The following is a 13,388-nucleotide window of genomic DNA, read 5'->3' as shown; positions in this document are numbered from 1 at the left end:
CACGAGCCTAATAAGTGCCATTTGCCAGGGAAAGCGCCTTTCGACTGGTGTCCTCGGCGGAGTACGCGTCGTCGGCGGCCTCCCGCTCCAGCATCCGCCGGAACGGCCCGTTCTCCCGCGCCAGCTCCGCGTACGCCCCCCGCTGCACCACGCGGCCCGCGTCCAGCACGATCACCTCGTCGACCGCCTCGAGCCCGGCCAGCCGGTGGGTGATCAGTACGGCCGTACGACCCTCGGTCGCCGCCAGCAGGTCGGCGGTCAGCGCGTCGGCCGTGGCGAGGTCGAGGTGCTCGGCGGGCTCGTCCAGCACCAGCACGGGGAAGTCCGCGAGCAGCGCCCGGGCCAGGGCCAGCCGCTGCCGCTGGCCGCCGGACAGCCGGGCCCCGTGCTCGCCGACCATGGTGTCCAGGCCCTCGGGCAGCCCGTCGACCCAGTCCAACAGCCGGGCCGCCGCCAGCACCCGCCGCAGGTCGGCGTCGCCCGCGCCGGGGCGCGCGAGGCGCAGGTTCTCGCGCAGGGAGCTGTCGAAGATGTGCGCGTCCTGCGCGCACAACCCCACCAGGCGCCGCACCCCGTCGCCGTCCATCCGCGCCGCGGGCCGCCCGCCCAGGGTGTACGAGCCCTCCTCGGCGTCCAGGAAGCGCAGCAGCACCTGGGCGAGCGTCGTCTTGCCCGCCCCCGACCGGCCCACCACGGCCACCCGGCGCCCCGCCGTCAGCTCCAGGGCGAACCCTTCCAGGGCCGGCGCCGCCTGCCCCGGATGGCGTGCCGTCAGCCCCGCCACCCGCAGCGGGAACGGCGACGCGGGCGCGGGCTCCGAGCCGTCCCGTACGGGCACGGGCGCGTCCAGCACCTCGTGCACCCGCTCCGCCGAGCGCCGCACCAGGTGGCGGCTGCGCACCGCGAGCGGCAGCCCGGCCACCGCCTCGAACGCCGCCAGCGGCACCAGCACGACCACCGCCAGCCACACCCCACTCAGCCGCCCGTCGTGCACCGCCCGTACGCCCACCCACGCCGCGGCGGCCACCGTCAGCCCGCAGACCAGCGCCGACAGGCCCGAGCCGAGGGCGGTGGCGGCGGAGCCGCGGCGGGCGATCCGGGTGAGCTCGCCGTCCACCCGCCGCAGCCGCTCCCACCGGGCGGGCAGCGCACCGGCGACGGTCAGTTCGGCCGTACCGGTCAGCAATTCGACGGTGTGCGAGGAGAGTTCGCCCCGGACGCCCGCCAACGTCCGCTCCGCACGCCGGGCGACCGCGCCCGACAGGGCCGCCACCACCGGCCCGGCGACCAGCAGCCCGGCGGCGAGCACCGCGCCCGCCTCCGGCAGCAGCCACGCCGTGAAAACCACGGAGGCCGTGCCGACGACCACGGCCGAGCCGACGGGCAGCGCCCAGCGCAGGAAGTAGTCCTGCAGCGCGTCCACGTCCCCGACCAGCCGCGAGAGCAGATCGCCGCGCATGGCACCCCGCAGGCCCGCGGGGGCGAGCCGCTCGAGGCGCCGGTAGACGGACACCCGCAGCCCGGCCAGCACCCGCAGCGCGGCGTCGTGCGAGACCAGCCGCTCGGCGTAGCGGAAGACGGAACGCCCGATGCCGAAGGCGCGCGTCGCGGTGACGGCGACCATCAGGTAGAGCACGGGAGGCTGCTGCGAGGCCCGCGAGATGAGCCACCCGGAGGTGGCCGTGAGCGCGACGGCACTGCCTAGGGCCAGGGCGCCCAGCAGCAGGGCGAGGGCGAACCGCCCCCGCAGGGGGCGCCCGGCGGCCCGTACGCGCGCGAGAGCCCCGGCGCCGGGCCGGGAAGCGGGCGCGGCGGCCTCGGCGCGGTCCGCGGCCTCGGGCACCACCGGTGCCCCGTACGCCGCCGGACCCTCGGCCGTCCGGACGGGCGATCCCCCCGCCGCGAAGGGCCGGCGCCCCAGGCGCACCGTCCGGTCGGCCACGGCGAGCAGCGCCGGCCGGTGCACCACCAGGATCACCGTGCGGCCCTCGGCCAGCCGCCGTACGGCCGCCACCACGGCGGCCTCGGTCTCCCCGTCCAGCGACGCCGTCGGCTCGTCGAGCAGCAGCACCGGCCGGTCGGCCAGGAAGGCCCTGGCCAGTGCCAGGCGCTGGCGCTGGCCGGCGGAGAGCCCCGCACCGTCCTCGCCGAGCCGGGTGTCAGTGCCCTCCGGCAGCATGGAGACGAACTCGAGCGCGCCGGCCGCCCGCAGTGCGTCCCGCACCTGTGCGTCCGTCGCGTCCGGCCGGGCCAGCCGTACGTTCTCGGCGACGGTCCCGGCGAAGAGGTGGGGTCGTTGCGGAACCCAGGCCACCTGGTTCCGCCAGCTGTCGGGGGAGAGCGATGCCAGGTCCGTACCGCCCAGGAACACACGCCCGCTCGCGGGCCGTTCGAAGCCCAGCAGCACGTTCAGCAGCGTGGACTTGCCCGCTCCGCTGGCGCCCGTCACCGCCACGGTCTCCCCGGCCCCCACCTCGAACGAGGTTTCGGCCAGGGAGGGTTCGGTGCGGCCCGCGTGCCGCACCACGAGCCGGTCGATCGTCAGCGCCGCTCCGCGCGCGTCCGGCGCCGACAGGGTGCCGGCCGGCGCGGGCGTGGTCTCCAGCACCGCGAAGACCTCGTCCGCGGCCGCCAGTCCCTCGGCCACCGCGTGGTACTGCGCGCCGACCTGACGCAGCGGCAGATACGCCTCGGGGGCCAGGACAAGCACCATCAGGCCGGTGGCCAGGTCGAGTTCGCCGTGCACGAGCCGCATGCCGATACCGACGGCGACGAGCGCCACCGACACCGTCGAGAGCAGTTCCAGCGCGAAGGAGGACAGGAAGGCCAGCCGCAGCGTCCGCAGCGTCGCCCGCCGGTAGTCGGCGGTGATCGCGCGGATCGACTCGGCCTGCGCCTTGGCGCGGCCGAAGACCTTGAGCGTGGGCAGCCCGGCGACGACGTCGAGGAAGTGCCCGGACAGCCGGGACAGCAGCCGCCACTGCCGGTCCATCCGACTCTGGGTGGCCCAGCCGATGAGGGCCATGAACAGGGGGATGAGGGGAAGCGTGAGGACGATGACGAGGGCCGAGAGCCAGTCGGCGGTGACGATCCGGGCCAGGACGGCCACGGGCACCACGGCCGCGAGACCGAGCTGGGGCAGATAGCGGGCGAAGTAGTCGTCCAGCGCGTCGATTCCGCGGGTGGCGAGGGCGGTGAGCTCGCCGGTGCTCCGGCCCGCCCGGCCCGGTCCGAGCCGGCTCGCGTGCTCCAGCAGCCGGGTCCGCAGCGCGGACTTGACCGCCGCGCTCGCCCGGTGCGCGGCCAGCTCGGTCAGCCAGGACACCGCCGCCCGGCCCAGGGCGACGGCGGCCAGCAGTACCAGCGGAACGGCCAGGTCACCGGCCGTGCGCCCGTCCTGGAAGGAGCCGGTCACCACCTCGGCGATCAGCATCGCCTGGGCGACGACCAGCCCGGCCCCCGCGAGGCCCAGGACGACGGAGGCGGCGAGGAAGAAGCGGGTCGCGGAAGCGTGCTTCAGCAGCCGGGGGTCGATGGGCCTCATGGCGCGAACCTCTCGGTCTCGGTGCGCTGTTCGGTCTCAGTGCGCTGCCGGGATGTGCCGGGTGCTGATCCGCTTGCGGAACACCCAGTAGGTCCAGGCCTGGTAGCCCACGATCAGCGGGGTCGCGAAGCCCGCGACCCACGTCATGATCTTCAGCGTGTACGGGCTGGAGGCGGAGCCGGCGGCGGTCAGGCTCCAGGCCGGGTCGGTGGAGGAGGGCAGCACGTCGGGGAAGAGGGCGAGGAACACCGTGGCGAAGACCGCCACGACCGTCACTCCCGACAGGGCGAACGCCCAGCCCTCCCGGCCCGCCCGGTTGAGGGCCAGGGCCGCGAGCAGCGCCACCACGGCGACGAGCGTCGCCGGCAGGCTGCGGCCGTTGCCGTACGCCGCCTGCGTCCAGGCCAGGAAGGCGACGGCGAGCGCCAGCGCCGCCAGGCCGTACCACCGCGCCTGGGCCCTGGCCCGGTGCCGGATGTCCCCGTCGGTCTTCAGTGCCGCGAAGACCGCGCCGTGGAAGGTGAACAGCACCAGCGTGAACAGGCCGCCGAGCAGGGCGTACGGGCCCAGCAGGTCGAGCACGTCACCGGAGAAGTTCTTGTCCGGCCCGATCGGCACGCCGCGCACGATGTCGGCGAAGGCCACGCCCCACAGGAAGGCGGGCAGCAGCGAGCACCAGAAGATCGCGTGCTCCCAGTTGCGCTGCCAGCGCTCCCCGGGCCGCTTGTGCCGGTACTCGAAGGCCACACCGCGCACGATCAGGCAGACCAGGACGGCCAGCAGCGGCAGGTAGAAGCCGCTGAAGAGGGTCGCGTACCAGTCGGGGAAGGCCGCGAAGGTGGCGCCGGCCGCGGTGATCAGCCAGACCTCGTTGCCGTCCCAGACCGGGCCGATCGTGTTGATCAGGACCCGGCGTTCGGTGCGGTCCCGGGCCAGCAGCCGGGTCAGGACGCCGATGCCGAAGTCGAAGCCCTCGAGGAAGAAGTAGCCGGTCCACAGGACGGCGATCAGCAGGAACCAGAAGTCGTGGAGGTGCATGGTGGTCTCTCCTTCCGACGCGCGTCAGTACGCGAAGGTCATCGGCTTGTCGGCGTCCTCGGGCTGCCCGCCGGAGGGCATGCGCAGCCGGGGGTCCTTCGCCGGGGGCTTCTCGTCGGTGTCCGGGCCGGCCGTGCCGTACTTCACCAGCAGCCTGACCTCGACCACCGCGAGCACCGCGTACAGCGCGGTGAAGACGACCATGGAGGTGAGGACCTCGCCCTGGCTCACGCCGGGCGAGACCGCGTTGCCGGTCTTCATCAGCCCGTAGACGGCCCAGGGCTGGCGGCCCATCTCGGTGAAGATCCAGCCGAAGGAGTTGGCGATCAGCGGGAAGCCCATGGTGAGGATGCCGATGCGCCAGGACCACTTGGTGAAGAAGGGGCTCATCTCGCGCGTCTTCGTCAGCATCAGCCGCGGGATCTCGCCCTCGGCGGTGCGGTACTCGGGCGCCAGCCAGAACTTCTTGCGCGTGGTCCACAGGCCGATGAGCGCGGCGACGAAGGAGGTCATCCCGAAGCCGATCATGAGGCGGAAGCCCCAGAAGGTCATGAAGATGCTGGGGATGTAGTCCTCGGGGTCGCCGCCGTAGAGCGCCGCCTCCTGGGCGGCGATGTCGTTGATGCCGGGGACGGCGTCGGAGAAGTTGTTGTGGGCGAGGAAGGAGAGCAGGCCGGGGATCTCTATCTCGACGCTGTTGTGGCCCTTGCCCACGTCGCCGACCGCGAAGACCGAGAACGGCGCCGGCGACTGGGTCTCCCACAGCGCCTCGGCGGCCGCCATCTTCATCGGCTGCTGCTCGAACATCACCTTGCCCAGCTCGTCGCCGCTGACCGCCGTGCCCAGACCGGCGATCACCGCCACCACCAGGCCGACCCGCAGCGAGGTCAGCATCGCCGGAAGCTGCCTGCGCTGCTTCTCGCCGAGCTCCTCGCCCTTGATCCGGCGGCGCTTGGCGCGCCACAGGTGGAAGGAGGAGACGCCCACGACGAACGCGGCGCCGGTGAGGAAGGCCGCGGTGAGGGTGTGGAAGACGACGACCAGGGTGGTGTTCTGCGTGAGCACGGCCCAGATGTCGGTGAGCTGTGCCTTGCCGGTCGCCTTGTCGACGGTGTAGCCGATGGGGTGCTGCATCCAGGAGTTGGCGGCCAGGATGAAGTAGGAGGAGAGGATCGTGCCGACGGCCACGATCCATATGCACGCGCAGTGGATCTTCTTGGGCAGCTTGTCCCAGCCGAAGATCCACAGGCCGATGAAGGTCGACTCGAAGAAGAAGGCGAGCAGCGCCTCCATCGCGAGCGGGGCGCCGAAGACGTCACCGACGAAGCGCGAGTAGTCGGACCAGTTCATGCCGAACTGGAACTCCTGCACGATGCCCGTGACCACGCCCATCGCGATGTTGATCAGGAAGAGCTTCCCCCAGAACTTCGTGGCGTGGAAGTACTTCTCCTTGCCGGTGCGGACCCAGGCCGTCTCCAGGCCGGCCGTGATCGCGGCGAGGCTGATCGTGAGCGGGACGAAGAGGAAGTGGTAGACGGTCGTGATGCCGAACTGCCAGCGGGCCAGCGTTTCCGGAGCCAAAGCCAGATTCACTCGGTCTCTCCTTGCCTCTGGCGCCCCCGCCGACGCACGCCGCCGACGCTTTGCCCCCATATGACACAGATAAAGAAGGACATAAAGGCGCGCTTGTGAACGCGTTCACATTCACAAGCATTATTGCGCACCGGCTTTTCGGACAAGAAAGGGGGGTACCCCCTTCGGCCCTGGCGCGAAGGGGACACCCCGTCTGCTGATGGTCCGTACGGCCCCGGGGCCGTACGGACGCCGCGGCTACAGCTCCTTGCGGAACTCCTCCGCCGCGCGCAGGAAGAGGTCGTTCGCCTCCACCTCGCCGATGGTCACGCGCACGCCCTCCGGGAACGGCCGGACGACCACGCCCGCGCGCTCGCACGCGGCCGCGAAGTCCTGCGACCGCTCCCCCAGCGGCAGCCACACGAAGTTGGCCTGCGACTCCGGCAGCGTCCAGCCCTGCCCGGCCAGCGCCGCGACCACCCGCGTCCGCTCCGCCACCAGCGCGTCCACCCGCTCGCGCAGCGCGTCCTCGCTGCGCAGCGAGGCGACCGCCGCGTCCTGGGCCACCTGGCTCACGCCGAACGGTACCGCCGTCTTGCGCAACGCCGCCGCGACCGGCTCGTGCGCGACGGCGAAGCCGATCCGCAGCCCGGCCAGGCCGTAGGCCTTGGAGAAGGTCCGCAGGACGCAGACGTTCGGGCGGGTGCGGTAGAGGTCGATGCCGTCGGGGACGTTCTCGTCGCGGATGAACTCCAGGTACGCCTCGTCGAGGACCACCAGGACGTCGGCGGGCACCCGGTCCAGGAAGGACTCCAGCTCGGCCCGGCGCACGACCGTACCGGTGGGGTTGTTGGGGTTGCAGACGAAGATCAGCCGGGTCCGCTCGGTGATCGCGGCGAGCATCGCCTCCAGGTCGTGGACGTCCCCCTCGGCCAGCGGCACCGGGACCGGAGTGGCCCCCGAGACCTGGGTGATGATCGGGTACGCCTCGAACGACCGCCAGGCGTAGATCACCTCGTCGCCCGGCCCCGCCGTCGCCTGCACCAGCTGCTGCGCCACACCGACCGAACCGGTGCCCGTGGCCAGGTGCGACAGCGGGACGTCGAAGCGCTCCGCCAGCTCGGCCATCAGGCCCGCGCACGCCATGTCGGGGTAGCGGTTGAAGGAAGCGGCCGCGGTGAGGGCGCTCTCGAGCACGCCGGGCAGCGGCGGATAGGGGTTCTCGTTGGAGGACAGCTTGTACGCGACCGGTCCGCCGGGCGCCGCAGGCCGGCCCGGCTTGTAGGTCGGCACGCTGTCCAGGGCCGCGCGCAGCTTCGGGGTCTTCTCGGTCACCGCTGGTCCTCCTCCACTCAAGCCAATACTGCACACCTTATGAGGATTGACCCGGGCGGCGTCCAGAGCTGAGGGGGCGCTCCTCTTTTCGGCGCGCGCCGTGGCGGACGCCGTGGCGCGCATCCCCCGTGAAGGTGAGTTGAGACCTCTTCGAGACCTGGACCGGTGCCGAGACGCGGATCCACCAGAGGGCGACAGCCCACCGTGGATGGGCTCAACTACCTGCATTTCCATGATCATTGATGGAAATCGGTAGAGCAGAAACGTGCCTGTCAACAGTCAAACTCGGTGCCCTGCCAAAGGACCACCCGAGCCCTACTATCGGCTCGCCATGACAGCAGCAGGGAAGCATCAGGTGAGCCGGGCGGATCCGTCCCGCAGGGGCAGCCGGCAGGGGCGGGCGGGCATCCGTGATGTGGCCGCCGCCGCCGGGGTTTCGATCACGACCGTCTCCGACGCGCTCAACGGCAAGGGCCGGCTACCGGACGCGACCCGCCGCCATGTCCGCGAGGTCGCCGACCGGCTGGGCTATCGCCCGTCCGCCGCGGCCCGAACCCTCCGTACGGGAAAGTCGGGCCTCATCGGCCTCACCGTCACCACATACGGGGATGAACCTTTCACCTTCACCGAGTTCGCCTATTTCGCGGAGATGGCGAGAGCCGCCACGTCCGCCGCGCTGGCGCGCGGCTACGCCCTGGTCATCCTCCCCGCCACCTCCCGGCACGACGTGTGGTCGAACGTCGCCCTCGACGGCACCGTGGTCATCGACCCCTCCGACCACGACCCCGTCGTCTCCGACCTGGTCCGCCAGGGCATCCCAGTGGTCTCCGACGGCCGCCCCGCGGGCACCCTGCCCGTGACGGCCTGGGTCGACAACGACCACGAGGCCGCCGTACTGGGCATCCTCGACCACCTCGCGGACGCCGGGGCCCGCCGGATCGGCCTGCTCACCGGCACCACCACGGACACCTACACGCGCCTGTCCACCACCGCCTACCTGCGATGGTGCGAGCGCGTCGGCCAGGACCCGGTCTACGAGGAGTACCCCGCCCACGACCCCTGCGCCGGCGCCGTGGCCGCCGACCGCCTGCTGGCCCGCCCCGACCGTCCCGACGCGGTGTACGGGCTGTTCGACCCCAACGGCACCGACCTGCTCGCCGCCGCCCGCCGCTACGGGCTGCGCGTGCCCGACGACCTGCTGCTCGTCTGCTGCAGCGAGTCCACCGTCTACGCCACGACCGAGCCGCCCATCACCACGCTCTCGCTCAAGCCACGGCGCATCGGCACCGCGGTCGTCCAGCTCCTGATCGACGCCATCGAGGGCCTGGACACCGGCCGGCCGGTGGAACAGGTCATACCCACCGAACTGATCGTGCGGACCTCGTCCCTGCGGCGCCCGCCGCGCACCACCGTCAGCGCGCCGCGCGGACCCGCCGCGACCTGACGCACGTCCCCCGGACACCTCCCGGCGACCCGCCGCGGGGACCGGTGAACGTCCCACGGCCCGACCCGCGTCAACCGGAAGTGGACCCGCATCCGGCGCACGGGCAAGCCGGCCGCGACCCGGGGGAGCCGCCCCGGCACGCTGCTGACCGGCGCGAACGGCTCATTTAACGGCTCATTTGGGGAGAAATGACCGGCGATCCCGGTCTCCTGCCCCGATTCACGGCCCCTGGTGCGTCACAAGCCGCGACGGTCATTCCTATGATGGGCGCACGACACCACGGACCGCCATCGACCAGGCAAGGTCCACAAGGTGCACGGCGGCGCGATGGTGGAGGGGTCGATGACTCAGGGGGCCGGGCAGGCGGCACGGACCACGGCGGCGATGGCGCCCTTCCCCGGGTACGCCGCGCCCGGTCCTGTTCCGGGCTACGCGCACACCGCCCCGCCCGCTCCGGACTATCCGGAATACCCCCGGCTACACCCCGACCGCCCGCGACCTGCCGGTGATCGGCCCGGGCGTGCCGCGGGACGTACCCACCGTGGAACTGACCCCCATCGCCCCGCCCCAGCCGCAGCCGCAGCCTCAGCAGCACCAGGGCGCGCCCGTCGGCCGCGGCCCGCTGTACGTGGTCGGCGACGTGCACGGCTACCTGGACGAGCTCTACGAGGCGCTCGCCGCCCAGGGGCTCATCGACGCCCACGGCCACTGGGCCGCGGGCAACGCCCGGCTGTGGTTCCTCGGCGACTTCACCGACCGGGGCCCGGACGGCGTCGGCGTGATCGACCTGGTCATGCGGCTGTCCGCCGAGGCCGCCGCCGCCGGCGGCTACTGCAAGGCCCTCATGGGCAACCACGAGCTGCTGCTCATCGGCGCCAAGCGGTTCTCCGACACCCCCGTGAACTCCGGCGCCGGCACCGCCTCCTTCCAGGCCGCCTGGCTGCTCAACGGCGGCCAGCGCACCGACATGGAGCGCCTGGAGGACCACCACCTGCAGTGGATGTCCCGCCTCGACGCGATCGCCGAGGAGGACGGGCACCTGCTGGTGCACTCCGACACCACCGCCTACCTCGACTACGGCGACTCCATCGAGGCCGTCAACGACGCCGTCACCGAGGCGCTGCAGCGCAACGACCCCGACGAGTGCTGGGACCTGTTCCGCAAGTTCACCAAGCGGTTCGCCTTCCGCGACGAGGACGCGGGCCCCGTGGCCGTGCGGGAGCTGCTGCAGACCTACGGCGGCAGCCGCATCGTCCACGGCCACAGCCCCATCCCCTATCTGCTGGGCGAGGTCGGTACCGAGGACGCCGACGGCGAGGACGGCACTCCGCTGGTCGAGGGACCCCATCTGTACGCCGACGGGCTCGCCCTCGCCATGGACGGCGGGGTCACGATGGCCGGAAAACTGCTGGTAGTGCAACTTCCGCTGGCCGGCTGAGGGTTCAGCCGGCCGGTGCACGGGCAAGTGTGGAGTTCCACCGCCTCGGGGTAATTCGGGAAACCCGCTGTCACCCCGCGCCGGTGCGGCTCTACCATCGGCTTATCCGTAGCAGGCTCTCCTCCGTTTCCGCCCACTGCCCGGTACAAGCCGGCACCAGGCCCTACGGAGCATCGGGGGATGCACATGAACAGCGTTCCGCACCTGCTGGCCGAGGACCGCCCGGAATTCGAGCGGGTTCTCGACCAGGCGCTGCGTACCGCGAACCATGACCCGGAACTCGCCGCCGCGATAGGACAGCGGCTCAATACCGAACAGCTGCGCGCCATGGCGATGAGCGCCATGACCGCCATCTCCGCCTGTGCAATGGCGGAATACGAGAACCTCCTCGCCGCCCGCGAGGACGTGCGCACCCGTTCGTCGGCCGCCCAGCCGCAGCCGGCCGGTGCCGGAATAGGCCACCCCGGCGAGAGCGGTCACGGCGCTCCGCTCGCCCCCGCCGCCGCGTCCGACGTCCCCGAGGGCCAGGGCGCGGGCGCCGGCGCCGTCCTCGCCGTGCTGGCACCGGTCCTCGCCGGGATCGCCGCGTTCCTTTTTCTTCTCATCGGTTATGTCATGCGAACGGTCGGGGAGGGCGAGTCCGTCGCCCGCCCCATGATCTCGATCGGCTGGTGGTTCGGCGCCTTCACCGTCGCCGGAGTGCTCGTCGCGATGTCCGGGATGCTGCGCACCGCCCTGCGCAACGGCCGGCGCGAGGACGAGGCCCCACCGCCCGACCACCTCGCCGAGGAGGTCGAGCGGGCCCGCGAGGCCTGGCGGCAGGCGCTGCTCGAGCGGGGCGTACGGCCCTTCCTCCGGGAGGCACTGGCCAAGGCCCCTCCGGCACCGCGCCGTCCCCGTAACCCCAGGAAACCCACCAGCCCCAGTCGGACGCCCCACCTCGGCTACTCCCGCCCCGGCTTCTCCAGCCCCGACAGCGGTCCCTCCGCCCCCACCCGCACCGGCCGCCCCGGCCCGGACCGCACCGGTCCGGACGCGGGAGGGCCGGACCACCGGGCCGACTAGGCCCGGCGGTCCGGCCGGTGACCGCGCGACCGGCCGCTCGGCGGCCGGTCGCCCGGCCTACTCCGCGATCGGCAGGTAGACGCGGTTGCCCGAGGCCGCGAACTCCTTGGACTTCTGCTCCATCCCGGCCGCGGCCTCGGCGTCGACCGCGAGGTCGCCGCCGTGCTCGCGGCGGATGTCCTGCGAGATCTTCATGCTGCAGAACTTGGGCCCGCACATCGAGCAGAAGTGCGCCGTCTTCGCGGGCTCCGCCGGCAGCGTCTCGTCGTGGAAGGCGCGGGCGGTGTCCGGGTCGAGGGCCAGGTTGAACTGGTCCTCCCAGCGGAACTCGAAGCGCGCGTCGGACAGCGCGTCGTCCCACTCCTGGGCGCCCGGGTGACCCTTGGCCAGGTCCGCCGCATGGGCCGCGATCTTGTACGTGATGACGCCGGTCTTCACGTCGTCGCGGTCCGGCAGGCCGAGGTGCTCCTTGGGCGTGACGTAGCAGAGCATCGCCGTGCCCCACCAGGCGATCATCGCGGCGCCGATGCCGGACGTGATGTGGTCGTAGGCGGGCGCGACGTCCGTGGTGAGCGGGCCGAGCGTGTAGAACGGCGCCTCCTCGCAGATCTCCTGCTGGAGGTCGATGTTCTCCTTGATCTTGTGCATCGGGACATGGCCCGGGCCCTCGATCATCGTCTGCACGTTGTGCCGCTTGGCGATGGTGTTGAGCTCACCGAGCGTCTTGAGCTCGGCGAACTGCGCCGCGTCGTTGGCGTCCGCGATCGAGCCGGGACGCAGCCCGTCGCCGAGCGAGTACGTCACGTCGTAGGCGGCGAGGATCTCGCAGAGCTCCTCGAAGTGGGTGTAGAGGAAGTTCTCCTTGTGGTGCGCCAGGCACCAGGCGGCCATGATCGAGCCGCCGCGCGAGACGATGCCGGTCTTGCGGCGCGCGGTCAGCGGCACGTAGGGCAGCAGCACGCCCGCGTGCACGGTCATGTAGTCCACGCCCTGCTCGGCCTGCTCGATGACCGTGTCCTTGTAGATCTCCCAGGTCAGGTCCTCGGCCTTGCCGTCGACCTTCTCCAGGGCCTGGTAGAGGGGCACGGTGCCGATGGGGACGGGGGAGTTGCGCAGCACCCACTCGCGGGTGGTGTGGATGTTGCGGCCGGTGGAGAGGTCCATGACCGTGTCGGCTCCCCAGCGGGTGGCCCAGGTCATCTTCTCCACCTCCTCCTCGATGGAGGAGGTGACGGCGGAGTTGCCGATGTTGGCGTTCACCTTCACCAGGAACCGCTTGCCGATGATCATCGGCTCGATCTCCGGGTGGTTGACGTTCGCCGGGAGCACGGCACGGCCGGCCGCGATCTCCTCCCGGACGGTCTCGGCGGAGACGTTCTCGCGCAGGGCGACGTACTCCATCTCCGCGGTGATCTCACCGCGCCGGGCGTACGCCAGCTGGGTCACCGCGGCGCCGTCCCGCCCCCGGCGGGGCAGGCGCGGGCGGCCGGGGAAGACCGCGTCGAGGTTCTTCAGGCCCCCGCGCGGCGAGGTGTGCTTGATTCCGTCGTCCTCCGGGCGCATGGGGCGCCCGGCGTACTCCTCCGTGTCGCCACGGCCGATGATCCAGTTCTCCCGCAGCGGCGTCAGGCCGCGGCGGACGTCCGTCTCGATCGCCGGGTCGGTGTACGGGCCGGAGGTGTCGTACAGCTGTACGTCCTGCCCGTTGGTGAGGTGCACCCGTCGCACCGGAACCCGCAGGTCCGGCCGCGAACCCGTCACATAGTCCTTGTGCCAGCCGATCTTCGCGTCGGACTCGGCGGCAGACATGCGTGCATCCTGCGAGGTCATGAGACCAGTAACTCCCTACGCCGGCATTACCCGGTAACAGGTTCGGCGGTCGGCGCAGCGGCTTCCGTACATTTCTTCGTACGGACGTCAGCGCCCTCTCAGCCCGGTGCTCCGAGCTCCCG

Annotated in this window: 7 protein-coding genes and 1 pseudogene; 3 read left to right on the top strand and 5 right to left on the bottom strand. The window is 72.0% G+C overall.

Annotation, left to right across the window (positions count from 1 at the left end; genetic code table 11):
• Positions 1-7 precede the first annotated feature (7 nt).
• From cydD to hisC, 4 genes are all read right to left on the bottom strand, one after another.
• Positions 8-3,544 (bottom strand): thiol reductant ABC exporter subunit CydD, encoded by a 3,537-nt coding sequence (gene cydD / locus J1792_RS06280; protein ID WP_207246784.1) that lies wholly within the window; start codon positions 3,542-3,544, stop codon positions 8-10.
• A gap of 36 nt (positions 3,545-3,580) precedes the next feature.
• Positions 3,581-4,582, bottom strand: a complete 1,002-nt coding sequence (gene cydB, locus J1792_RS06275) for a cytochrome d ubiquinol oxidase subunit II (protein WP_086570488.1) — start codon at positions 4,580-4,582, stop codon at positions 3,581-3,583.
• Positions 4,583-4,606: 24 nt separating this feature from the next.
• On the bottom strand, positions 4,607-6,175 hold the full coding sequence (locus J1792_RS06270) for a cytochrome ubiquinol oxidase subunit I (protein ID WP_086570486.1): 1,569 nt from the start codon (positions 6,173-6,175) through the stop codon (positions 4,607-4,609).
• A 237-nt stretch (positions 6,176-6,412) separates the two neighbouring features.
• Complete coding sequence (gene hisC, locus J1792_RS06265) at positions 6,413-7,489, bottom strand: histidinol-phosphate transaminase (protein ID WP_086570484.1); 1,077 nt, start codon at positions 7,487-7,489, stop codon at positions 6,413-6,415.
• A 331-nt stretch (positions 7,490-7,820) separates the two neighbouring features.
• Between hisC and J1792_RS06260 the strand changes: the two genes are divergently transcribed.
• The 3 genes and pseudogenes from J1792_RS06260 (at position 7,821) to J1792_RS06250 (ending at position 11,436) form a co-directional block, all read left to right on the top strand.
• Positions 7,821-8,933: a LacI family DNA-binding transcriptional regulator gene (locus J1792_RS06260; RefSeq protein WP_086570482.1), complete on the top strand. Its 1,113-nt coding sequence runs from the start codon at positions 7,821-7,823 to the stop codon at positions 8,931-8,933.
• 342 nt (positions 8,934-9,275) lie between these two features.
• Positions 9,276-10,371 (top strand): annotated as a pseudogene (locus J1792_RS06255) (metallophosphoesterase family protein).
• A 180-nt stretch (positions 10,372-10,551) separates the two neighbouring features.
• The gene (locus J1792_RS06250) at positions 10,552-11,436 is read left to right on the top strand and encodes a hypothetical protein (protein WP_207246783.1); all 885 of its coding nucleotides are present in this window, start codon (positions 10,552-10,554) and stop codon (positions 11,434-11,436) included.
• A 57-nt stretch (positions 11,437-11,493) separates the two neighbouring features.
• Here the strand turns inward: J1792_RS06250 and thiC are convergent, their stop codons facing one another.
• Complete coding sequence (gene thiC, locus J1792_RS06245) at positions 11,494-13,266, bottom strand: phosphomethylpyrimidine synthase ThiC (protein ID WP_086573808.1); 1,773 nt, start codon at positions 13,264-13,266, stop codon at positions 11,494-11,496.
• Positions 13,267-13,388: the final 122 nt, after the last annotated feature.

The organism is Streptomyces triculaminicus (assembly GCF_017349075.1).
In the GTDB taxonomy this organism is placed as follows: Bacteria; Actinomycetota; Actinomycetes; order Streptomycetales; family Streptomycetaceae; genus Streptomyces; species Streptomyces triculaminicus.
Note: the sequence above shows the minus strand (reverse complement) of the source record. Positions and strands in the feature narration are given on the sequence as shown.

What these genes read in the sequence shown, in the direction of transcription:
- cydD (WP_207246784.1), bottom strand. Translation starts at nt 3,544, where the DNA reads ATGAGGCCCATCGACCCCCGGCTGCTGAAGCACGCTTCCGCGACCCGC.
- cydB (WP_086570488.1), bottom strand. Translation starts at nt 4,582, where the DNA reads ATGCACCTCCACGACTTCTGGTTCCTGCTGATCGCCGTCCTGTGGACC.
- J1792_RS06260 (WP_086570482.1), top strand. Translation starts at nt 7,821, where the DNA reads ATGACAGCAGCAGGGAAGCATCAGGTGAGCCGGGCGGATCCGTCCCGC.
- J1792_RS06250 (WP_207246783.1), top strand. Translation starts at nt 10,552, where the DNA reads ATGCACATGAACAGCGTTCCGCACCTGCTGGCCGAGGACCGCCCGGAA.
- thiC (WP_086573808.1), bottom strand. Translation starts at nt 13,266, where the DNA reads ATGACCTCGCAGGATGCACGCATGTCTGCCGCCGAGTCCGACGCGAAG.